The 19,871-nt window shown below is 69.6% G+C and carries 19 protein-coding genes; 8 read left to right on the forward strand and 11 right to left on the reverse strand.

Going from position 1 to position 19,871, the window contains the following annotated elements:
* Positions 1–88 precede the first annotated feature (88 nt).
* Entirely contained in the window at positions 89–271 is a 183-nt protein-coding gene (locus tag ACFVRO_RS07275; RefSeq protein ID WP_386950857.1) for a KOW motif-containing protein, read from the forward strand.
* Positions 272–301: 30 nt separating this feature from the next.
* Here ACFVRO_RS07275 and ACFVRO_RS07280 read toward each other — a convergent pair whose 3' ends face one another.
* Positions 302–1,177, reverse strand: coding sequence for a Fic family protein (locus ACFVRO_RS07280; RefSeq protein WP_386950860.1), 876 nt, complete (start codon positions 1,175–1,177; stop codon positions 302–304).
* A 68-nt stretch (positions 1,178–1,245) separates the two neighbouring features.
* Positions 1,246–2,454: an FAD-dependent oxidoreductase gene (locus ACFVRO_RS07285; protein WP_386950863.1), complete on the reverse strand. Its 1,209-nt coding sequence runs from the start codon at positions 2,452–2,454 to the stop codon at positions 1,246–1,248.
* A 102-nt stretch (positions 2,455–2,556) separates the two neighbouring features.
* Here ACFVRO_RS07285 and ACFVRO_RS07290 point away from each other — a divergent pair, with 102 nt between their 5' ends.
* Complete coding sequence (locus ACFVRO_RS07290; RefSeq protein ID WP_386950866.1) at positions 2,557–2,982, forward strand: MarR family winged helix-turn-helix transcriptional regulator; 426 nt, start codon at positions 2,557–2,559, stop codon at positions 2,980–2,982.
* Positions 2,983–3,166: 184 nt separating this feature from the next.
* On the forward strand, positions 3,167–4,165 hold the full coding sequence (locus ACFVRO_RS07295) for a magnesium and cobalt transport protein CorA (protein WP_386950867.1): 999 nt from the start codon (positions 3,167–3,169) through the stop codon (positions 4,163–4,165).
* Between the two features lie 121 nt (positions 4,166–4,286).
* Here ACFVRO_RS07295 and ACFVRO_RS07300 read toward each other — a convergent pair whose 3' ends face one another.
* Entirely contained in the window at positions 4,287–4,862 is a 576-nt protein-coding gene (locus tag ACFVRO_RS07300; protein ID WP_386950870.1) for a hypothetical protein, read from the reverse strand.
* Between the two features lie 411 nt (positions 4,863–5,273).
* Here ACFVRO_RS07300 and ACFVRO_RS07305 point away from each other — a divergent pair, with 411 nt between their 5' ends.
* The 4 genes from ACFVRO_RS07305 (at position 5,274) to ACFVRO_RS07320 (ending at position 12,715) form a co-directional block, all read left to right on the forward strand.
* Positions 5,274–6,170 carry a hypothetical protein gene (locus ACFVRO_RS07305; protein ID WP_386950872.1) on the forward strand — a complete coding sequence of 299 codons (897 nt, stop codon included), beginning with the start codon at positions 5,274–5,276 and terminating at the stop codon, positions 6,168–6,170.
* Positions 6,171–6,223: 53 nt separating this feature from the next.
* Positions 6,224–10,147, forward strand: coding sequence for a Pls/PosA family non-ribosomal peptide synthetase (locus ACFVRO_RS07310; protein WP_386950875.1), 3,924 nt, complete (start codon positions 6,224–6,226; stop codon positions 10,145–10,147).
* A complete protein-coding gene (locus ACFVRO_RS07315) occupies positions 10,144–11,502 on the forward strand; it encodes a M1 family metallopeptidase (protein WP_386950879.1) in 1,359 nt (452 codons plus the stop codon). Before ACFVRO_RS07310 ends, ACFVRO_RS07315 begins: the two co-directional genes overlap by 4 nt.
* Before the next feature lie 196 nt (positions 11,503–11,698).
* The gene (locus ACFVRO_RS07320; protein ID WP_386950882.1) at positions 11,699–12,715 is read left to right on the forward strand and encodes a PLP-dependent cysteine synthase family protein; all 1,017 of its coding nucleotides are present in this window, start codon (positions 11,699–11,701) and stop codon (positions 12,713–12,715) included.
* On the opposite strand, the gene ACFVRO_RS07325 is transcribed toward ACFVRO_RS07320, so the two are convergent.
* The 6 genes from ACFVRO_RS07325 to ACFVRO_RS07350 all read right to left on the reverse strand — a co-directional run bounded on the left by ACFVRO_RS07325 (position 12,712) and on the right by ACFVRO_RS07350 (position 16,922).
* Positions 12,712–13,605 (reverse strand): endo alpha-1,4 polygalactosaminidase, encoded by an 894-nt coding sequence (locus ACFVRO_RS07325; protein WP_386950883.1) that lies wholly within the window; start codon positions 13,603–13,605, stop codon positions 12,712–12,714. The genes ACFVRO_RS07320 and ACFVRO_RS07325 overlap by 4 nt on opposite strands.
* Positions 13,509–14,201: a DUF899 domain-containing protein gene (locus ACFVRO_RS07330; protein WP_386951614.1), complete on the reverse strand. Its 693-nt coding sequence runs from the start codon at positions 14,199–14,201 to the stop codon at positions 13,509–13,511. Before ACFVRO_RS07330 ends, ACFVRO_RS07325 begins: the two co-directional genes overlap by 97 nt.
* A 53-nt stretch (positions 14,202–14,254) precedes the next feature.
* On the reverse strand, positions 14,255–15,646 hold the full coding sequence (locus ACFVRO_RS07335) for an MFS transporter (protein WP_386950886.1): 1,392 nt from the start codon (positions 15,644–15,646) through the stop codon (positions 14,255–14,257).
* Between the two features lie 104 nt (positions 15,647–15,750).
* Positions 15,751–15,957 carry a CsbD family protein gene (locus ACFVRO_RS07340; RefSeq protein ID WP_386950888.1) on the reverse strand — a complete coding sequence of 69 codons (207 nt, stop codon included), beginning with the start codon at positions 15,955–15,957 and terminating at the stop codon, positions 15,751–15,753.
* A gap of 144 nt (positions 15,958–16,101) precedes the next feature.
* On the reverse strand, positions 16,102–16,446 hold the full coding sequence (locus ACFVRO_RS07345; RefSeq protein ID WP_386950891.1) for a hypothetical protein: 345 nt from the start codon (positions 16,444–16,446) through the stop codon (positions 16,102–16,104).
* Positions 16,447–16,574: 128 nt separating this feature from the next.
* Positions 16,575–16,922: a hypothetical protein gene (locus ACFVRO_RS07350; RefSeq protein ID WP_386950893.1), complete on the reverse strand. Its 348-nt coding sequence runs from the start codon at positions 16,920–16,922 to the stop codon at positions 16,575–16,577.
* A gap of 263 nt (positions 16,923–17,185) precedes the next feature.
* On the opposite strand from ACFVRO_RS07350, the gene ACFVRO_RS07355 reads away from it, so the two are divergent.
* Positions 17,186–17,677, forward strand: a complete 492-nt coding sequence (locus ACFVRO_RS07355; RefSeq protein ID WP_386950896.1) for an FBP domain-containing protein — start codon at positions 17,186–17,188, stop codon at positions 17,675–17,677.
* A 161-nt stretch (positions 17,678–17,838) separates the two neighbouring features.
* Here the strand turns inward: ACFVRO_RS07355 and ACFVRO_RS07360 are convergent, their stop codons facing one another.
* Both ACFVRO_RS07360 and ACFVRO_RS07365 read right to left on the reverse strand, forming a co-directional pair.
* Positions 17,839–18,657: a PaaX family transcriptional regulator C-terminal domain-containing protein gene (locus ACFVRO_RS07360; protein WP_386950899.1), complete on the reverse strand. Its 819-nt coding sequence runs from the start codon at positions 18,655–18,657 to the stop codon at positions 17,839–17,841.
* The gene (locus tag ACFVRO_RS07365) at positions 18,647–19,870 is read right to left on the reverse strand and encodes a kynureninase (RefSeq protein ID WP_386950900.1); all 1,224 of its coding nucleotides are present in this window, start codon (positions 19,868–19,870) and stop codon (positions 18,647–18,649) included. The genes ACFVRO_RS07360 and ACFVRO_RS07365 overlap by 11 nt, the downstream gene beginning before the upstream one ends.
* Between the last annotated feature and the right edge of the window lies 1 nt (position 19,871).

A 19,871-nucleotide genomic window follows, 5' to 3' on the forward strand; every position in this document is an offset into this window, starting at 1 on the left:
TGATGTGCTCCCCGCCCGAACTCTGCTCGTCAGTTGAGCGCGCTATGCCGGTACGACGCCGGTGGAAACCGCCTGGCACACTTGAGCCATGACAGACGAGGGACAGGTCGGGAGCGGCGACCGCTGCGAGGTCGTGTCCGGTACGCATCGAGGCAAGGCGGGTGTCGTGGAGGACGTCAACACCAGCAGGACGGGTGCCGTCACCATCACGGTGGTGCAGCCCGACGGCCTGCGATTCAAGACTCTCGCGAAGAACGTCCGAATCCTCTGACGTCAGGAAGGGCGTTCGGTCCGAGGCCTCTCACGTGAAGTCCTCGGCGATCATCCAGCGATCTCGCACACGGAAGGCGGGGATCGTCTGCCGCCGCGCCTTGTTCGTCGCCGAAGCTCCGGTGATCCCCGCTGCCCTCGCCCAGTCGGCGAGCGGGATGAACCGGGGGCTCGAGATCAGCGCGATGCGCTTGTGCAGTGATTCGAGGACGAGCAGGACGAGCAGTCGGGTCATGCCCTCGGAGGAGTCCTTCCTCGAGTACTCCTCGAGCTGGGGGTAGTAGTCGAGATGACGGTTGCGTGCACGAACGATGACCGGAGGCAGGCCGATGTCCTGGAGCTGCTTGTTGATCAGCACGCGTCCGATTCGTCCGTTGCCGTCAACGAAGGGATGGATGATCTCGAACTCGCAGTGGAACCAGGCGATCCTCTCGAGAGGAGACATCGATTCGTCGGTCTCGTACCGGGTCACGGCGTCGTCGACCAACTGGGGTACGAAGGCGGGGTTCGCTCCCAGGTGGCCACCGACCCGCACCCATTCATCGTCTCGTCGGAAGCGGCCGGCGACGTCGTCTCGGATGCCTGCGAGCAGCATGCCATGCCATCGAAGCATCAGCGCACGGGTGAACGGCTCACCACCACGGAGGAGATCCTCGGTCACTGCGGCGAGGTTCCTCGCCTCGTAGACCTCGCGAAGGTCTCGGCGTGCGACGGGCGTGAGCCCGGCGAGGATCCGCTCGGTGTCGTCGAGCGTGAGCGTGGAGTTCTCGATCGCGTTCGACTGCTGCACCGACTCGGCCAGCTCGGCGAGCGTGATCTCGACGAGAGCCTGGGGGTGCCGGGCGGCGAGGAGCCGGTACTCCTCGGCCGTGGCGTCGAGTCGTTCCCACGTCGCTCGATTGATCACACCGTCATCCCCTCGGTTGCGTCCCACTTACCGTGAATTATTGCAGGATACGCTCGCAATTCACGCATTCATAGCGCTGGCACCACCCGCTCGTCGAAGTCGATGTGGTGGCCCTGCAACCACATCATCGCCTCGCCGCCGTCCTTCGCCGCGGCGCGGAACTTGCCGGGGAGGATCAGGTCGCGGAGCACGCGCATGATCGGCCCCGCGGCCTTGTCGGACGATGAGCGGTGCCCGATCTCGACGATCTTCTCGACGCGGGTCTGACGCAACGACTGGAACGTCGCGAACGCCGATGCGGTGGTCGGGCAGTCGCGCAGGCACTGGGCGAGGATCACGGCATCCTCCAGGGACATGGATGCGCCCTGACCGGCTGCGGGAGAGGTGGCGTGAGCGGCGTCGCCGATGATGGCCATGCGGGATCCGTCGTGCCACCTCTTCACCACGGGCATGTCGTAGGTCGCCCAGCCCTGGATCGGCCCCGGCGCCGCGTCGATGATCGCGGAGGACGGGCCGGCATCCCCGTCCATCAGCTCGTGCAGCCAGGTCCGCCACTGCCCGTCGCTCATCCCGGACAGCTGTCCGCGGGCGGGCTCGTCCTTCATCGGCGGGTTCGCGAACCAGAGCGTTCCTCCGTCGGGGGTGTTCATCCAGGCGAAGAAGCACCTCGTGCCGAACTGCATCCGGAAGTCCTGCGGTGGTGCATCCACCGTGAAGTCCGGGATGTACCCGCCGGTGTTGAGCACCGGCACGTAGCGAGGCGCGGGAGCCGTGGGATCGATGAGGCGCCGCACGGTGGAGTGGATGCCGTCGGCTCCGATGAGGATGTCGCCGGTGGCCTCGGTGCCGTCCGCGAAGCGCGCGATGACGCCGTCGCCCGTGTCGCGCGCGTCGATCAGACGCTTGTCGTGGTGGACGGGGATGCCGTGGTGACGCGCAGCCTCGGCCAGCGCGACGAACAGCCGCGCCCGGGGCATCATGAGCGAGGTGAGTCCGTCGGGGCGACGGAAGGCCATCGGCATCTGCCCGAGCGGGCGCCCTCGTCCGTTCACGAAGCTGATCGTGTCGACGGGGTAGCCGATCTCGGCGACCCAGCTCTCGAGTCCGACAGCGCGCAGCGCATCGAGGCCGTTCGCCTGGAAGTTGATCCACGACCCGCGCTGGTCGGCGTCCGGCGGCAGCTGCTCGAACACCTCCGCCTCCATGCCGATCCTCCGCAGGGCGACGGCGAGTGTGGGGCCGGCGATGCCGCCTCCGATGATGAGCGCCTTGGTCATGACTCTTCCTCCTTGGTATCTTGATCGTCAAGCAATCATGAGCGAAGGAAGCCTTGAATGTCAAGTAATTTGAGTGTCAAGGAACAACAGGTCGGCGCCGCCATGCAGAAGTATCAGGCCGCCGTCGACGACTTCGACCGCCAGATGGCGCGGCTGCTCGGCGTCAACGGCACGGACCTGCGCTGCCTCGAAGTGCTCATCGGCGCGCAGGAGGAGATCACCCCGCGGATCATCGCCGACCGATTGGGGCTCACGACGGGTAGCGTCACGACGATGCTCGACCGCCTGGAGCGAGCAGGATACGTTCAGCGCACCCCGCACCCGGAGGACCGGCGCAAGGTCGTCGTCGAGGCCACGGATGCCGCGCGCCGGCGCACCTGGGAGATGATCGGTCCGCTGGTCGAGGAGAGCACGGATGCCGTCACCCGCGACTTCACCGATGCCGAACTCGATGCCGTGGAGAGGTTCCTCACCCGCGCGACGGCGCTGCAGGAGCGCCACACGTCGCGGCTTCGCGGACGCGACTGAGGTCGAACACCGACTGTTCCCGCGCGATTCACGCGACTGCGCTCGCGCAGACCCCCGCGGAGGCGCACAATGTCAGCATCGACCGAGACGAACGCGCTGCCGCGACCTCCGCGACCGCTGAAAGGGAGCGGCTCATGACGGACACGTGCGAGCGCGTGACGGATCCTGTCTTCGCGGGTGCCCGATGATCGTCGACTGCGCCCGCTACCTGCACGGGCGGCGTCAGGGCGAGGGGCCGTTGGGCGTGCGGGAAGCCGCCGCGCTGGGAGACCAGGACGGTTTCGTGTGGTTGGGTCTCTTCGAGCCGGAACCCGGCGAGCTCGCCGAGGTGAGGGAGGCGTTCGGCCTGCACGAGCTGGCGATCGAAGACACGCAGACCTTCCACATGCGACCGAAGATCGAGACGTACACGGAGAACGACACGCGGCTGGTGATCGTCCGCACGGCGCGCTACGACGATGCGGCCGAGGAGGTCGAGTTCGGCGAGATCAGCGTGTTCGTCGCGCCGACGTTCGTCATCACCGTCCGGCAGGGCGTGGCGAGCGAGCTGCACGGTGCGCGTCAGCGTCTCGAACTCCAGCCCGACCTGCTCGCCGCGGGCACGGATGCCGTGCTCTGGGCGATCTTCGACCAGGTCGTCGACGGATACGCCCCCGTCGTGGCGGGGCTCGAGCACGACATCGACCAGATCGAGGCGACCGTCTTCTCCGGCAGCGCGGCGCCGACGGAGCGGATCTACTCACTGCGCCGCGAGGCGACCGACTTCTACCGTGCGGTGCATCCGCTGCTCGGAGTGGTGGCCTCCGTCGAGCGCTCGTCCCGTCAGGCAGCGCTTCAGCCGTATCTGCGCGATGTCCACGATCATCTGACCCTCATCAACGAGGAGGTCGCGGCGCAGCGCGATCTGCTCGGTACCGTCCTCGAAGCCAACCTCTCCGTGATCACGGTCCAGCAGACCGCCGTCGGGGTGCGGCAGAACGCGACAATGGAGCGTCTCACGGTGCTCGCCACCGTGTTCCTGCCGTTGACGTTCATCACCGGCTTCTTCGGGCAGAACTTCAGCTGGCTCGGCGACCACACCGCCGGGTTCGTGCCGTTCCTCGTCTACGGGATCGGCGGGCTGCTCATCCCGCTGGGAGTGCTCTACTTCTGGCTGCGTCATCCTGGCGGGCGCAAGGACTGAGCGCGACCGATATGGGTTCCGCCTCCTGGTGCTCCCCGAGCGTTCGCGTCTCCTCTGCGGCATCCGGAGGGATCGCGCCGTACAATCCGGGAACCGTGGCTGTTCCAGAGCGCAGAGCGGACTACGCGGGCGTGGCGTCGTAGGCGGGCGGGTCCCCGGCGATCGCCGCCAGCCCCCGCAGGTAGTACGAGTCCGAGTACAACATCACGATCTTCCGGATGCGGTAGCCGCGCGGACGTCTGTGCCAGTGGGCATTCGGCTTCACCTCATGGAGGTAGAACCAGTCGTCGACGATCTGATCGGCGACGCCGATCCAGGTGGCGGACGATCTCTTCGTCGATTCGATACCCATGAGCGCCCCCGGTTGTGGGAAGTCGCGAAGGAGGGACCGGGTGCGATCGAGATCGACCCTCTCCGTGTGAGGGAGGCGAGTCGGGGGCCACTCCGGCCGTGTCTGCGCGAAGAGGCCTTCGAACGACTTGTCTCTGCCGACCTTGCGGATATCGCTCACACGCACTGCCGCGTATCCGTCGAAGAAGCCGCCATCGGCTGTCCGGGCGAGCAGCACCCACTTCTTTCCCACATCGATGACGAATGCGCTGATCGCCCATGGGTCGGAGTACCGATGGATCTTCAGGAACGTTCTCGATACCTGCGCCGACCCGAGCTGTGAGCGGATGCGTGCAAGTCGTCCCATACCCACATCCTGGTCGACGTCCGTGGGGCAGGTCAAAGGAGCCAATCGAACGGCGGATTCCGAAGGTTGGGCAACCGCTTTCTGAGTGACTTCGAATCGATTTCCTGAGGGAACAAGCGAATTCGAAGGCTTTTCCTCTTTCCCTGAGGCTTGCGGAGGAGTATCGTCACCCAGGTCACGAGTTCGCGAGGCCCCCCGCACGCGGCTCGTCAGGCTTCTCGACACTGGGGACGCTCGAGAAACGAAGCGGGGTGGCGGCTTTTCTGGGGAGGAGCCGCCTCCCGCCTCATCCTCCTGCGCAGACGCCGTCATCGGGCGCCGCAGTTCTCCGGCTGTTCACCGGCCACGAGTACCATGTGTCGCGCTGCGGCCCGGGCTCCCCGCGCCGCCCGATCGGATGGTGAGGACCCCATGGCCAAGAAGACCAAGGCGCAGAAGTCGGCAGAAGCGGCGCTCGATGCGGCCGCCGCCGCGGCGAAGGACGCGAAGAAGCTGAGCAAGGCCCTCCCGAAGAAGGACGGCAGGAAGCTGCGCGCGCTGGTCGATGAGGCGAAGGATGCCGCGCAGCCGTCCAAGAAGAAGCTCGTGAAGAAGCCTCGCAAGGTCGAGAAGACCGCGGTCGAGGCCACCGCGCGCCTGGAGAAGGCGACCGCGAAGATCGCGAAGAAGACGTCGTCGGCGACGGCAGCGGTCGAGAAGAAGACGGCGGCGACGAAGCCTGTCGAGAAGAAGTCGGCGGAGAAGAAGTCGGTCGAGAAGAAGTCGGCGGAGAAGAAGCCGGTCGAGAAGAAGCCGGTCGAGAAGAAGACGGCGTCCTCGAAGAAGGATGTTGTCGAGAAGAAGCTGATCTCAGCGAAGAAGGCTGCGGTCGAGGCGACGGTGAAGAAGCCCGCGGAGAAGACGGCCGTCACCAAGAAGCCCGCCGAGAAGAAGTCAGATGCAGTCACGCGCTCGGAGACCCCCGCGCCCGAGAACGCCGTGGAATCGGCGTCCGCAGGCCCGGCCGCGCCCGAGAAGGCGACGCCCGCGGCGAAGAGCCCGGTTGAGAAGAAGCTCGCCGCGAAGGCCACCACGGCCAAGACCCCGGCCAAGACCCCGGCCAAGACCCCGGCGAAGACCCCGGCTAAGGCCCCCGCGAACGCTCCGGCCACACCCGCGCCCGCTCGGCGGGCGACCCCGAAGGCCGCGGCATCCGTCGACCTCGATGCGCTCACCGTCACGGCTCTGCGCGCCCGCGCCCGAGCGGCCGGTCGCACGGGCTACTCGCGCCTGACCAAGGCGCAGCTGATCGCGCTGCTCTCCTCCTGACCGGGCGAGAGCGAGACCACCCGACAGCGCCAGCAGACAGCGACAGACCGACAGTGCCAGACGTGCAGCAGGGCTACGACCGCACCGCCCAGGCGCCGGATCCCCGGACGCTCATCGACATCCTTCGCGACACCGCCGCCCGGCATCCCGATGCCTCCGCCATCGAAGACGCGGCCGGCGCCATCAGCTACGCCGAGCTCATCGCACGCATCAACGTGACGGCCGCGCGTCTGCACGACCAGGGCGTGCGCCGCGGCGACCGCGTGGGCGTGCGGATGCCGTCGGGCGAGCGTGCGCTGTACATCTCGATCCTGTCGATCCTCGCGGCGGGCGCGGCCTACGTGCCCGTGGACGCGGATGATCCGCAGGAGCGCGCCGACCTCGTGTTCGGCGAGGCGCGGGTGCGCGGTGTGATCGGAGCCGGCGGCGTGTTCACGCCGGCGGATGCGGCGGAGGAGAGCGGCCTGTTCGAGGGAGCCGACCCGCACCCCAGCACCTCGGCCGTTCCGATCGTCGCCCCGCCCACCCCTGATGACGACGCGTGGATCATCTTCACCTCGGGCTCGACCGGCACTCCGAAGGGCGTGGCCGTCTCGCACCGCTCGGCCGCGGCCTTCGTCGACGCCGAAGCCCGGCTGTTCCTGCAGGACGCGCCCCTCGGCCCCGGCGATCGCGTGCTCGCGGGTCTCTCGGTCGCCTTCGACGCCTCGTGCGAGGAGATGTGGCTGGCGTGGCGGCACGGCGCCTGCCTGGTGCCCGCGCCGCGAGCCCTGGTGCGCTCCGGCGAGGACCTCGGACCCTGGCTGATCGGTCACGGCATCACCGTGGTCTCCACGGTTCCGACGCTGGCGGCGCTGTGGCCGCAGGACACGGTCGAGAACGTGCGGCTGCTCATCTTCGGCGGCGAATCGTGCCCGCCCGAACTCGTCGCCCGACTGGTCGGCGACGGCCGCGAGCTGTGGAACACCTACGGCCCCACGGAGGCGACCGTCGTCGCCTGTGCGACGATCATGCACGGCGACGGCCCCGTGCGCATCGGCCTGCCGCTCGACGGCTGGGCTCTCGCGGTCGTCGACGCCGACGGTCGGCTCGTCGCCGACGGCGAGGCCGGAGAGCTCATCATCGGGGGAGTGGGCCTCGCCCGCTATCTCGACCCGGCCAAGGATGCCGAGAAGTACGCTCCGATGGCGACCCTCGGCTGGGACCGTGCCTACCGCTCCGGCGACATGGTGCGCGCCGACCCGGAGGGCCTGATCTTCCAGGGGCGCGTCGACGATCAGGTCAAGATCGGCGGTCGCCGCATCGAGCTCGGCGAGGTCGAGGCGGCGCTCCAGGCCATCGACGACGTCACCGCGGCAGCGGTCGCCGTGCGCAGGACGGATGCCGGCATCGCCCTGCTCGTGGGCTACGTCGTCCCCGCCGACGGCTTCGACCGGCAGCGCGCCCGCGCCCAGCTCGCCGAAGCCCTCCCCGCCCCGCTCATCCCGCTCCTCGCGGTGGTCGACGATCTGCCCGTCCGCACCTCGGGCAAGGTGGACAAGGCCGCTCTGCCCTGGCCTCTCGTCGATCAGGACGCCGCGGACTCGACCCTGTCCGGCACGGCCGCGTGGCTCGCCGAGCAGTGGTTCTCGGTGCTCGGCATGCGCCCGACCGAGGAGAACGCCGACTTCTTCCAGCTCGGCGGCGGATCGCTCGCCGCGGCGCAGCTGGTCTCGCGCATCCGCACGCGCGCCCCCGAGTTCACGATGGCCGACGTGTACGACCTGCCGAGGCTGCGGCAGATGGCGGATGCCGTCGACGAGGTCGCCACCGACCAGGAGGTCCGCACGGCGACCGCTGCGGCCCCCACGCCGCGGCGCATGCAGTGGGTGCAGACGCTGCTCGGCATCCCGCTGTTCATGCTCTCCGGGGCTCGCTGGATCACCTGGCTGCTGACGGCGAGCTGGCTGCTGCAACTCGTGCCGGGGTTCGACTTCCTCCCGACCGCACCGGGCTGGGCGATCCTCCTCGGCCTCCTCGTGTTCGTGACCCCTTTCGGACGGATGGCCCTGTCGGCCCTCGTCGCCCGGCTCCTGCTGGCCGGCGTGCGCGGCGGTGACTACCCCCGCGGCGGCGGCGTGCATCTGCGGCTGTGGCTCGCCGAGCAGGTGTCGCATCAGGTCGATGCGGTCGGGCTCGCCGGTGCCCCCTGGGTGATCTTCTACGCCCGTGCTCTCGGCGCCCGCATCGGCAAGGGCGTCGACCTCCATTCGCTCCCCCCGGTGACGGGGATGCTGCACATCGGCGAGGGCGCGGCGATCGAGCCGGAGGTCGACCTCGCCGGCTACTGGATCGACGGCGACACCGTGCGCATCGGCGAGATCCGGATCGGCGCCGACGCCACCGTGGGCGCACGCAGCACGCTCGCACCCGGCACGAAGATCGGGCGTGGGGCCGAGATCGCCCCTGGCTCCGCGGTGTTCGGGCGGGTGCGCGCCAGGCAGCGCTGGGCCGGTTCCCCCGCAGCGCGAGTCGGCGGCAAGAGCATGCCGTTCGCTTCGGAGGCTCCCCCGAAGCGCCGCCGGTGGCTGTGGGCATACGGCGGCTCCTCCGCGCTGCTGGGGCTGCTGCCGTTCCTCGCCTTCGCGGTCGGCGGCCTCGTGCTGGCGGCCGGCATCCGCGGCTCGGAATCGCTGGCCGCGGCGATCGGACCGCTCGTGCTGTGGCTCGTGCCCGCCGTGCTCGTGACCGGTCTCGTGTTCGCGGCGGCGGTGCTGCTCATCGTTCGGGTGCTCTCGATCGGGCTGACCGAGGGCGTGCACCCCGTGCGCGGACGGGTGGCCTGGCAGGCCTGGACCACCGAGCGCCTGCTCGACTCCGCCCGCACACTCCTCTTCCCGATCTACTCCAGCCTGTTCACCCCGATCTGGCTGCGGATGCTCGGCGCGAAGGTCGGTCGGGAGGTCGAGGCGTCGACGGTGCTGCTGATCCCCAGCATGACCGTGATCGACGACGGCGCCTTCCTCGCCGACGACACCATGGTCGGCACTTACGAGCTCAACGGCGGATGGATGCGCATCGCGAAGGCGCGCATCGGCAAGCGCGCCTTCCTCGGCAACTCCGGGCTGGCCGCCGCCGGTCACCGCGTGCCGAAAGACGGTCTGATCGCCGTGCTCTCCGTCGCTCCGGAGCGGGCGAAGGCGGGCTCGTCCTGGCTCGGATCGCCGGCCGTGCGGCTGCGTCGCGTCGTGAACGACTCCGACCTCGAGCGCACCTACCGCCCGCGGCAGTCGCTGCGGTGGGCGCGCGGCCTGTGGGAGCTCGGCCGCATCCTCCCGGTGTTCGTCACGTGCGGCCTCGGACTCGCCGTGCTGCTCGGCCTCGCCTGGATCACCGAGACCTGGGGACTGCCGATCGCGATCCTGCTGTCCGGCGCCGTCCTGCTCGCGGCCGGAGCGTTCGCGGCCGCCATCACGACCGCGGCGAAGTGGATCTTCGTCGGACCGATCAGGGCGGGCGAGCATCCGCTCTGGTCCAGCTTCGTGTGGCGCACCGAGGTCGCCGACACCTTCACCGAGATGGTCGCGGCGCCCTGGTTCGCCACCGCAGCGGCAGGGACCCCAGCCCTCGTCGTCTGGCTGCGCAGCCTCGGCGCGAAGATCGGCCACGGCGTCTGGACCGACAGCTACTGGCTCCCTGAGCCCGACCTCGTGAGCCTCGGCGACGGGGCGACGGTGAACCGCGGTTGTGTGGTTCAGACCCATCTGTTCCATGATCGTGTGATGAGCATCGACACGGTCACCCTCGAATCGGGTGCCACCCTCGGCCCGCACTCGGTCGTGCTGCCCGCGGCGACCATCGCCGCCGACGCGACCGTGGGGCCGGCATCCCTCGTCATGCGGGGCGAGACGGTACCCGCCGGGAGTCGCTGGAGCGGCAACCCGATCGGCCCGTGGCGGGCCGTGACGGTGCGTGCCTACCAGGCGGCGGACGGATGAACGTCGACCCGTACACCCCGCACTCCGGCGACCCGCGCATCCGCGTCGAGCACTACGACCTCGATCTCGACTACAAGCTGTCGACGAATCGGCTCACCGCCACCGCGGTGATCGACGTGCGCATCGAGCAGGACACTGCGGCCTTCGCGCTCGACCTCGTCGGTCTGCGCGTCAGGAAGGTCCGCATCGACGGGCAGTCGCGGACGAACTTCACCCAGACCGATCGCAAGGTCAAGGTCACGCTGGGCGGCACGGTGCCCGCCGGCGATGTCGTGCGGGCGACGATCGAGTACGCCGGTGCGCCGAAGCCGCGACACACGCGATGGGGCGCCCTCGGGTGGGAGGAGCTCGAAGACGGGCTGCTGATCGCCTCGCAGCCGACCGGCGCCGCCACCTGGTTCCCCTGCAACGACGTGCCGTACGACAAGGCGACCTATGCGGTGCGGGTGACGACGGATCCCGGGTACACCGTGGTGGGTTCCGTGCCGCCGTCGCGCTCGGTCTCGCGGGGTCGGGGCGTGTGGGTGTTCGACATCCCCGTGCCCACCGCGACCTACCTGATGACCCTGCAGATCGGTCAGTACACCGAGGAGCGGATGCCGCTCGGCGACGTGCCGGGGCGGCTGTTCTACCCCCGGGCGCTGGCGGCTCGCGTGCACGCGGACTTCGACGGCCTCGCGGGGATGATGTCGACCTTCGAGCGCTCGTTCGGACCGTATCCCTTCGGCGAGTACACGGTGGTGGTCACCCCCGACGAGCTGGAGATCCCCCTCGAAGCCCAGGCGATGGCGATCTTCGGCGCGAACCACATCGACGGCGAGCACGGACTGGAGCGCCTCGTCGCGCACGAGCTCGCGCACCAGTGGTTCGGCAACAGCGTCGGTCTGCGCCGCTGGCGCGACATCTGGCTCAACGAGGGCTTCGCCTGCTACGCCGAATGGATCTGGTCGGAGACGTCGGGCGGTCCGAGCGCGCAGTCCAAGGCGCTCGCCCATCACGCTCGCCTCGCCGAGCTGGAGCAGGACGTCGTGCTCGCCGACCCCGGGGCCGACGCGATGTTCGACGACCGCGTGTACAAGCGGGGCGCCCTCGCCCTGCAGGCGCTGCGGCTGACGATCGGCGATGAGGCGTTCTTCGGCGTGCTACGCGCGTGGACCTCGGCGCGCGCCTACGCCACCGCCGTCACGGCCGACTTCGTCGCGCTCGCCGAGTCGGTGAGCGGGATGCCGCTGGCCGGCCTGTTCGAGTCGTGGCTGAGCGACACGGCGCTGCCGGCTCTGCCTCCAGGGCCCCCGGGGGAGACCGCGGCTCCGCTCACCGGTCCGATCCTCGGCCTTGATCGTTCGCGTCGCTGATCCGGTCGCACCCGCACGGCGCGTGCGGGTGCGCGGGGCGGCGCCGATGCGCGGGTTTGCGGCGGGCCTCGACTCGGGTTACAGTTCCGGTGTGTCCCTGACGTGTCGTTGTTGTCGCTGAGCGTTCCGCTCGCCTCCACCGACCCCACACAACCGCGCGCGTCAGCCGCGCGCCCCTGAACGTCAGGAAACTCCCGTGCGCTACGCCCAGCACATCGCCGAACTCGTCGGCCACACGCCCCTCGTCCGCCTGAACGCCGTCGCGGCCGGCATCCGTCCGACCGTGCTCGCGAAGGTCGAGTACTTCAACCCCGGCAGCTCCGCCAAGGACCGCATCGCCGCGTCGATCATCGACGCCGCCGAGCGCGAGGGCATGTTGAAGCCCGGAGGCACGATCGTCGAGGCCACGAGCGGCAACACCGGCGTCGGCCTCGCGCTCGTCGCCCTGCAGCGCGGATACCGGATGGTGTTCGTCGTCCCCGACAAGTTCGCCGGTGCCAAGGTCGCCACCCTGCGCGGCTACGGAGCCGAGGTCGTGGTGACGCCGACCAGCGTCGAGCCCGCCGATCCGCGCTCGTACTACAGCGTGGCCGCCCGTCTGGCCGCGGAGATCCCCGGGGCCTTCAACCCCAACCAGTTCGCGAACCAGAACGGTCCGCGCGGGCACTTCGAGACCACCGGTCCGGAGATCTGGAGCGACACCGACGGCCGTGTCACCCACTTCGTCGCCGGCATCGGCACCGGCGGCACCATCACCGGCACCGGCCGCTACCTCAAGCAGGCGAGCGACGGGCGAGTCAGGGTCATCGGCGCCGACCCTGAGGGCTCGATCTACTCGGGCGGGCCGATCCACGGCTACCACGTGGAGGGCGTGGGGGAGGACTTCATGCCCTCGACGTTCGACCCCTCCGTCGTCGACGGGTACGAGCGGATCTCGGACGCCGAGTCCTTCGCGATGACCCGTCGCCTCGCCGCCGAGGAGGGGCTGTTCGTCGGCGGCTCCAGTGGCATGGCGGTCGTCGCCGCGCTCCGCACGGCATCCGCCCTCACCGAAGACGACGTGGTCGTCGTGCTGCTCCCCGATCACGGGCGCGGCTACCTCGACAAGCTCTACGACGACGAGTGGCTCGCCGAGCGCGGCTACGCGGTGCCGCAGGCCACGGTCGACCCCGTCGTCGCCGAGGTGCGGGCCTTCCTCGACAGCGCCGGCTAGCAGGTCTCGAACGCGTAATCCTCGTCATCCGGCGTGACGAGGTCGCGGTCGCGCAGCACCATCGACGCTGGGGACTCCCCGTCGGCGCACATCTCGGCGAACGGTCGCGGCAGCTCGTCGACGTACTCGATGTCGATGACGTGCTCGCCGTACACCTCCGTGTACCGCGGGCACTCCCGGTACACGGCGCACTCCTCGGTCACCGCGAAGTCGAACCCCGCCTTCTCGTGCAGGACCGCCGCATCCTCAGCCGCGTTCTTCTGCCCGGCGGCGAGACCAGAGGCGTGCGCGCGGTCGACGAGCATCGCCGCGAGTGCGAGGTTGTCGTCGAGGGAGAGAGCGCCGTCGGAGCGCGTGTACGAGTCGAGGTTGTCGAACTCGACGGCGTCGAAGCCGGCATCCGCGCATCCGTCGATCCACGGCCCGACCGTCGCCGCGATGCGCTCGCGCCGGTCGGCCGTCGAAGTGTCGAGCAGCGCCTCGTCGGGCCAGTCCGGGTCGAACACGACGTCGCCGTCGTGCTGCAGCAGCAGATCCTGCGCCCAGGACTCGAGCTCTCCCGGTTGGGTCTGGAAGCCGTTCACGTAGCAGATGGAGTACACCCCGTCTGCGGGGTCGGCGGAGCGATCACGGCCCACGATGCCCACTCCGTCGGCGGGCGGATACGCGCCGCCGAGCTGGTAGTCGGGCACGGCGCCGGATGGCGGGAGGGCGATATCGCCGGAGGCGTCCGTCGAGCATCCGGTCAGGGCGAGGAGAAGAGCGAGGGCGGCCGTCGCGGCCAGGCGGCGGATCAGCTCCCCGCCCCGTACAGCGCGCCGATCTCCTTCGAGCCCATGCCCTGGCTGTAGGTCGGATGCTGCGGCCAGCCCTCGGGGGAGTCCTCCCACTCCTCCTGGCGGCCGTAGGGAAGAAGGTCGACCAGGCCCTGCAGATGACTGAGGCGCTCGGTGCCTCGACCCTCCGTGTGCCACGTCCGGTAGACGGTGTCTCCGTCGCGCAGGAAGACGTTCACGCCGAAGCCGGCGTTCGGCGGGGCGTCCATGTCGGCGCCGAACGAGCTGTCGGCGCTCGAGAACCACTGCATCCGGTTGCCCACACGCTCGCGGTAGGTGAGGAGCTCCTCGATCGGGCCGTTGCTGACGATCACGAAGCACGCGTCGTAGTACCGGTCCAGCACGTCGAGCCGCGTGAACTGCGAGGTGAATCCGGTGCAGCCCGGGCACTGCCACTCGTTGCCGTCGGACCACATGTGGTTGTAGACGATCAGCTGAGAGGCCCCGTCGAACACATCGGCGAGGCGCACGGGGCCGTCGGCGCCGACGAGCGTGTACTCGGGCAGCTCGACCATCGGCAGGCGACGACGCTGCGCCGCGATCGCATCGAGCTCGCGGGTCGCGGCCTTCTCCCGCACGCGCAGCGCATCGAGTTCACGACGCCAGGTGGCGGCGTCGACGACAGGGGGCAGAGGGGTGGTGCTCACGATGATCCTCCGGTTTCGTGGCGGTGCCCCCAGTCTGCGCCGGGCCACCGACACGGTCAACGGGGTGCGTCGGCGGCGTCCGCCGCCTGCGCCTCCTCGGCGGGATTGCGGCGGATCCCGATCCACGACACGACGCCGCCGAGCACGAGCAGGCTCGCCGTCACCCAGGCCGCGCTGTGGAATCCGGCGAGGTCCAGCGTGCCGCCCACGATCGTCGAGAGCATCGCGACGACGAGCAGACCGGCGACCCTGGCGACGGCGTTGTTGACGGCCGACGCGATGCCGGAGTGCGCCTCGTCGATCGCGCCGAGGATCGCCGCGGTCAGCGGAGCCACCGTCAGCGAGAGACCGAGGCCCATCACGATCATGGCCGGAAGCACCTGCCACCAGTAGTCGAAGTGCTCCGAGACGAGCAGCAGCATCACTGCGCCGGCGGCCATCACCAGGGGGCCGACCGTCATGAAGATGCGGGGGCCGAGGCGTCCGGCCCAGGCGCCGGCGCGCGAGCTGACCAGGATCATCAGGATCGTCATCGGCAGGCTCGCGAGCCCGGCGGCGGTGGCCGTGAGACCTGCTCCCTGCTGCAGGTACACGCCGACGACGAAGCCGTTGAGCGACAGGGCGGCGTAGACGAACAGCGTCGCCAGGTTGCCCCAGGCGAAGTCCCGCACGCGGAACAGCGACATCGGCAGCAGCGGCGACGCCGAGTGATCCTGCCGCCAGAGGAACAGCGCGAACAGCAGGATGCCGACGATGCCCGGGCCCCAGATCACCGGAGAGGCCCAGCCCCTGGTCGGCTGCTCGATGAGCGCGAACACCACGGATCCCAGTCCCAGCGCGCACAGCGCCCCGCTCCACCAGTCCACTCGGACGCCGCTCCGACGCTCGTCGAGCTTCAGTCGCGAGAGCAGGAAGAGCGTCACGGCGATCGGGAGCACGTTGATGAGGAAGACGAGACGCCAGGACAGGAAGTCGACGAAGAGGCCGCCGAGCAGCGGGCCGACCAGCTGCGCCGCCGTGGTGAAGGCCGTCCACACGCCGATCGCGCGCGACTGCACGTCGGCGCGCATCGTCGCGGTGATGAGCGCCAGGGAGCTCGGCACGAGCAGCGCTCCTGCGGCGCCCTGTCCCGCGCGGGCGATGATCAGCACGAGCGGGTCGGGGGCGAAGGCGACGGCGACGGATGCCACGCCGAAGGCGATGAGGCCGATCCGCATCACGAGCACGCGGCCGTAGGCGTCGGAGAGCGACCCGGCCAGCAGGATCAGCGCGCTGAGTGTGATGAGGTACGCGTCGACGACCCACTGCTGGGTGGTGATGCCTCCGCCCAGCTCCCGGCTGATCGCGGGGAGCGCGACGTTGACGACGGTGCCGTCGAGGAAGGTCACGAAGGAGGCGAGGATCGCGATCGTGATGACGAGCCGCTGCAGAGGGGCGAAGGATGACACAGCCCGACCCTACTGCCGAAGAGGGAGGGGTGGATCGGAAACGCCTCCCCGCATGCGTGAGGGGAGGCGTTTCCGACACGTGGTGGGCCCGTGGGCCCGCGCGACTACTCCTTGAAGCTGTCCCGCAGGTTCTCGCCGGCCTTCTTGGCGGCGTCCTTGACGTCGTCCGCGGCCTGCTTCGCCGACGCCTTGACCTGGTCGGCGCGGCCCTCGGCCTCGAGCTTCTCGTTGTCCGTGACCTTGCCCACGCCCTCCTTGACCTTTCCGGCCAGCTTCTCGGCGGCGTTCTTGATGTCGTCTGCTGCGCTCATGCGCTCTTCCTCTCGTCGACGGATCACTCGAAGAGGCCACGTTCGCATCCGAGTGCGAGGAGGGCTACGGGGTTGACATCCGGCTTCTCGCATGACAGCGGAAACCGCCCATCGACGTGCGATGCGGCGGGGACTACTCTGGCGTCAGGCGGGCTGTCCTGCCCGCTGACCCCCCAGAGGAGAGCGGTGTGCGATGGACTCGATGATGATGGGCGCCATGTCGAAGAACATGATGTCGATGCCCGACATGGCGATGATGGACATGTCCGTCATGCAGGCGTGCATGGACGCGTGTTCGGCCTGCGAGCAGGCCTGCACCGTGTGCTCCACGCAGATGATGGACTGCGCGCCGTCGTGCATGAACTGCGCCGACATGTGCAACACGATGATGCGCTCGATGATGCGGATGCAGGGCATGACCCCCGCGTCGATGATGTCGATGCTCGACGCCTGCATGGCGATGTGCCAGACCTGCATGGACATGTGCATGATGCACGCCGACGACAGCGAGGTCTGCAAGATGTGCGCTCAGGCGTGCAAGGCCTGCATGGACGCCTGCATGGCCATGAAGGACATGATGATGGCGGCCGCCTGATCCGGAACGGATCCGCGCCGCCTCAGATCGAGGCGACGTTGAACTGCGTCCGCCCGACGGCCAGCACGCCGTAGCGCACGTGCAGGGCGACCGGCGTTCCCGCTGCGGCTTCGAGCGCGGCGCCGGTGGCGTTCCACAGCGAGTGCGCCTCGCCGTCGAGCGTGCGCACCACGAGCTCGCCGGAGTCGGCATCCGACTGCTCGACGATCGCGTCGATCCACTCCGCAGGCGTCGCCGAGGCGAGTCGGGCCTGGATCAGATGCAGACCGTGCCCCGACGCGAACGAGGAGCAGACGTCTCCGTGCTGGCACATGCACGCCGCACGCTCACGCACCGGGAGGGGCGAAAGGCGGTTCAGCGGCGTGGACACGGGGTTCTCCTGTCGATCGGATGGCGTTCCCGCAAGAGTAGGCGCGGGATCACGGCGAGGGAACCGGCGCCGACACGAGACGAAACAAACGGGTGTAAGCTCGCCGGGTGCTGTTGTCGATGAGCGCCGGTCAGGCGCGGAACGGAGCCGCAGGCGCATTCAGCGCCGCGGGCAGAGGCTGACGATCAGCCGGAGGCGGAACCCCCGTCCCCGGTGCTGAGACGTACCCACCTCACCCCCTTCCACGAAAGCACTGTTCTGTCATGCGTCCCATCGACGAGCGCGCCATCCGCGCATCCTTCATCAACGCCTCCCGCAAGGAGGTCTCCGACCTCACGCTGCCTCCGGGCTTCGCCGACATCGACTTCGATCGGCCCGACTACCTCGGCTGGGTCGATCCGAAGCAGCCCCGCCGCGCCTATGTGATCGCCTGGCGCGACGAGCAGGCGGTCGGCGTGTTCCTGCAGCGCGCCGAGCAGCGGGTCGCCTCACGCGCCCAGTGCTCCTGGTGCGACGACGTCACCCTCCGCAACGACGTGCAGCTGTTCGTCGCGCGCAAGGCAGGACCTGCCGGGCGCAAGGGCGACTCGATCGGCACGCTCATCTGCGCCGAGTTCGGGTGCTCGCGCAACGTGCGCGTGCTCCCGCCCCTCGCGTACCAGGGCTACGATCGCGAGCTCGCCAGAGACCTGCGGATCCTGCGGCTGGAGGAGCACGTGCTCGCGTTCCTCCGGGGGGTCGAGGACTCCGCCTGAGGTCCTACGCGGGCGGGGCCCATGCCCTGCCAGCCAGAGCTCCGGAGATCCGGGATCGGCGACGGCGAGTCATCGCTCTGCGCGCTGATCCCGCCCGGATCTCCGGAGTTCTGGCGCGCTGCGTGGGCCGACAGTGTCCGGAGACCTCGGCGGTGTCAGCCCTAGCCGCCGGTGACGCCGCGCACGTGCCCCCACGCGGGTTCGGCGAGGGCGGACGAGAGGCGGGCGTACTCGTCGAAGCTGCGCGCCCCCGGCCAGTCCTCAGGGAGCATCGAGGGCGGCAGCCCCGGATCGACGTACGGCAGCACGCGCCAGGTGTCGACGAGCTGCACGTAGGCGGCGAAGGGCGCGGTGGGGAGGACCGAGAGCGACTCCTGGAACGTGAGGTGCTCGCGGCGCAGCGCGTCGAGATCCCACCACTTCGCCGCGGCCTCCACGACGGGCACGGCCGTGGTGGGCGCACCCGCGGGAAACAGGGTCACCCACTGCCGGGCGCCCAGGTCGTCGAGGATGCGCTCGACCTCGTCCTGCAGGTGACCGGGGCAGATCCACAGCGCAGGGGAGACCACACCGGCCCCGATCCACTGCAGCCGCTTGCGCAGCTGGTGGCGCACGCTGCGCTCGCTCTCCGGGATCGAGAATGACACGAGACACCAGGTGTCGCCATCCGTCATCGTGCGCATCCGGAAGATGCGTCGATCACCCGCCTCCAGCATCGGCAGCGCCGCGGGGCTCAGTCGATACCCCGCCGTGCCGTCGCGCTCGGCGAGCAGCAGGCCCTTCTGCTTGAGCCGGGTGATGCCGGTGCGGGCCAGGGCGGACGGGATGCCGAGGTCCCCGGCGAGCGAGACGAGATCGGCCGCGGAGATCCAGCCGTCCAGGCGGCGCAGGTACAGGCCGACGATCGTCCGCAGCAGCGAGGCCGTGCTGCCGGGGCGGGCGTCGATGTCATCGAGCACCGGGAGCTGATCAGCGGCCATGCGACTCCAGAGCGTCGCGCACAGCGAGGACCCCCGTGATCGTCTCGACGTGCGAGGTGCTCAGCGGCGAGAGCCCGAGGCGGATGCCGTCGGGGAACCGGAAGTCGGGGATGATGCCGTCGGCCCACAGCCGCTGCGTGACCTCGCGGAAGTCCGGGTGGCCGATCGTGACGTGCCCGCCGCGGAGGTCCGCATCGCGCGGGCTCAGCAGGCGCACCCCGAGCGGGGCCAGCACCTCGTCGTAGGCCGTCACCGCGAGATCGGTCAACGACTGCGACTTGGCGCGCACGCCCTCGATCGTCGCCTGCTCGATGAGGTCGAGCATGCCCTGCATGGCCAGCATCGAGGTCACCGGAGGGGTGCCGCTCAGCAGCTGGCGGATGTCGCCAGCCGGCACGTACTCCGGCCCCATCGCGAAGATGTCGGCAGCGCTCCACCATCCCTGGATCGGCTGCCGCAGCACGCCCTGCAGCGATCGGCGCAGATAGGCGAAGGCCGGCGAACCGGGCCCGCCGTTGAGGTACTTGTAGGTGCAGCCGACCGCGAGGTCGACGCCCCACTCGTCGAGCTGCATCGGGATCACGCCGACCGAGTGGCAGAGGTCCCACATCATCAGGGCGCCCGCCTCGTGCACGGCCGCGGTGATCGCCGGCATGCCGGCCAGAGCTCCGGAGCGGTAGTCCACGTGGCTCAGCGACACGAGCGCCGTGCGGGCCGAGACGACGGCCTCGACGTCGGCGACGGTCACCCCGTGCACGGGGTCTGGTTCGAGCCAGACGACGGTCATGCCGGTCTCCGAGGCCACGCCCTCCGCCATGAAGCGGTCGGTGGGGAAGTTGCCGGCCTCGATCACGAGCTCCGTGCGCGTCGGGTCCGCCCCTGCGGCTGCGCGCATGAGCTTGTAGATGAGCACGCTGGTGGAGTCGGCGACCACGGTCTGCCCGGCCGCCGCGCCGAGGGCGAGAGCGCCGATGCGGTCGCCGAGCTGCATCGGCAGGGCCATCCACTGCTCATCCCACGAGCGGATGAGCCGGGTGCCCCAGTCCTCGCGCACGAAGGCGGCGAGTTTTTCCGGGATGTCGCGCAGCGGGCGGCCGAGGGAGTTGCCGTCGAGATACGCCCCGACGCCGGGCATGTCGGCGAACGCCGCGAGGTGCGAGCGCAGCGGATCGGCGGCGTCGAGAGAGCGGGCGGTGGCGAGCAGGTCGGTCATG

It is taken from the genome of Microbacterium sp. NPDC057944, assembly GCF_042887445.1.
GTDB classification, from domain to species: domain Bacteria; phylum Actinomycetota; class Actinomycetes; order Actinomycetales; family Microbacteriaceae; genus Microbacterium; species Microbacterium natoriense.

What these genes read in the sequence shown, in the direction of transcription:
- ACFVRO_RS07275 (WP_386950857.1), top strand. Translation starts at nt 89, where the DNA reads ATGACAGACGAGGGACAGGTCGGGAGCGGCGACCGCTGCGAGGTCGTG.
- ACFVRO_RS07285 (WP_386950863.1), bottom strand. Translation starts at nt 2,454, where the DNA reads ATGACCAAGGCGCTCATCATCGGAGGCGGCATCGCCGGCCCCACACTC.
- ACFVRO_RS07290 (WP_386950866.1), top strand. Translation starts at nt 2,557, where the DNA reads ATGCAGAAGTATCAGGCCGCCGTCGACGACTTCGACCGCCAGATGGCG.
- ACFVRO_RS07295 (WP_386950867.1), top strand. Translation starts at nt 3,167, where the DNA reads ATGATCGTCGACTGCGCCCGCTACCTGCACGGGCGGCGTCAGGGCGAG.
- ACFVRO_RS07300 (WP_386950870.1), bottom strand. Translation starts at nt 4,862, where the DNA reads ATGGGACGACTTGCACGCATCCGCTCACAGCTCGGGTCGGCGCAGGTA.
- ACFVRO_RS07305 (WP_386950872.1), top strand. Translation starts at nt 5,274, where the DNA reads ATGGCCAAGAAGACCAAGGCGCAGAAGTCGGCAGAAGCGGCGCTCGAT.
- ACFVRO_RS07315 (WP_386950879.1), top strand. Translation starts at nt 10,144, where the DNA reads ATGAACGTCGACCCGTACACCCCGCACTCCGGCGACCCGCGCATCCGC.
- ACFVRO_RS07340 (WP_386950888.1), bottom strand. Translation starts at nt 15,957, where the DNA reads ATGAGCGCAGCAGACGACATCAAGAACGCCGCCGAGAAGCTGGCCGGA.
- ACFVRO_RS07345 (WP_386950891.1), bottom strand. Translation starts at nt 16,446, where the DNA reads ATGCACATGTCCATGCAGGTCTGGCACATCGCCATGCAGGCGTCGAGC.
- ACFVRO_RS07355 (WP_386950896.1), top strand. Translation starts at nt 17,186, where the DNA reads ATGCGTCCCATCGACGAGCGCGCCATCCGCGCATCCTTCATCAACGCC.
- ACFVRO_RS07360 (WP_386950899.1), bottom strand. Translation starts at nt 18,657, where the DNA reads ATGGCCGCTGATCAGCTCCCGGTGCTCGATGACATCGACGCCCGCCCC.
- ACFVRO_RS07365 (WP_386950900.1), bottom strand. Translation starts at nt 19,870, where the DNA reads ATGACCGACCTGCTCGCCACCGCCCGCTCTCTCGACGCCGCCGATCCG.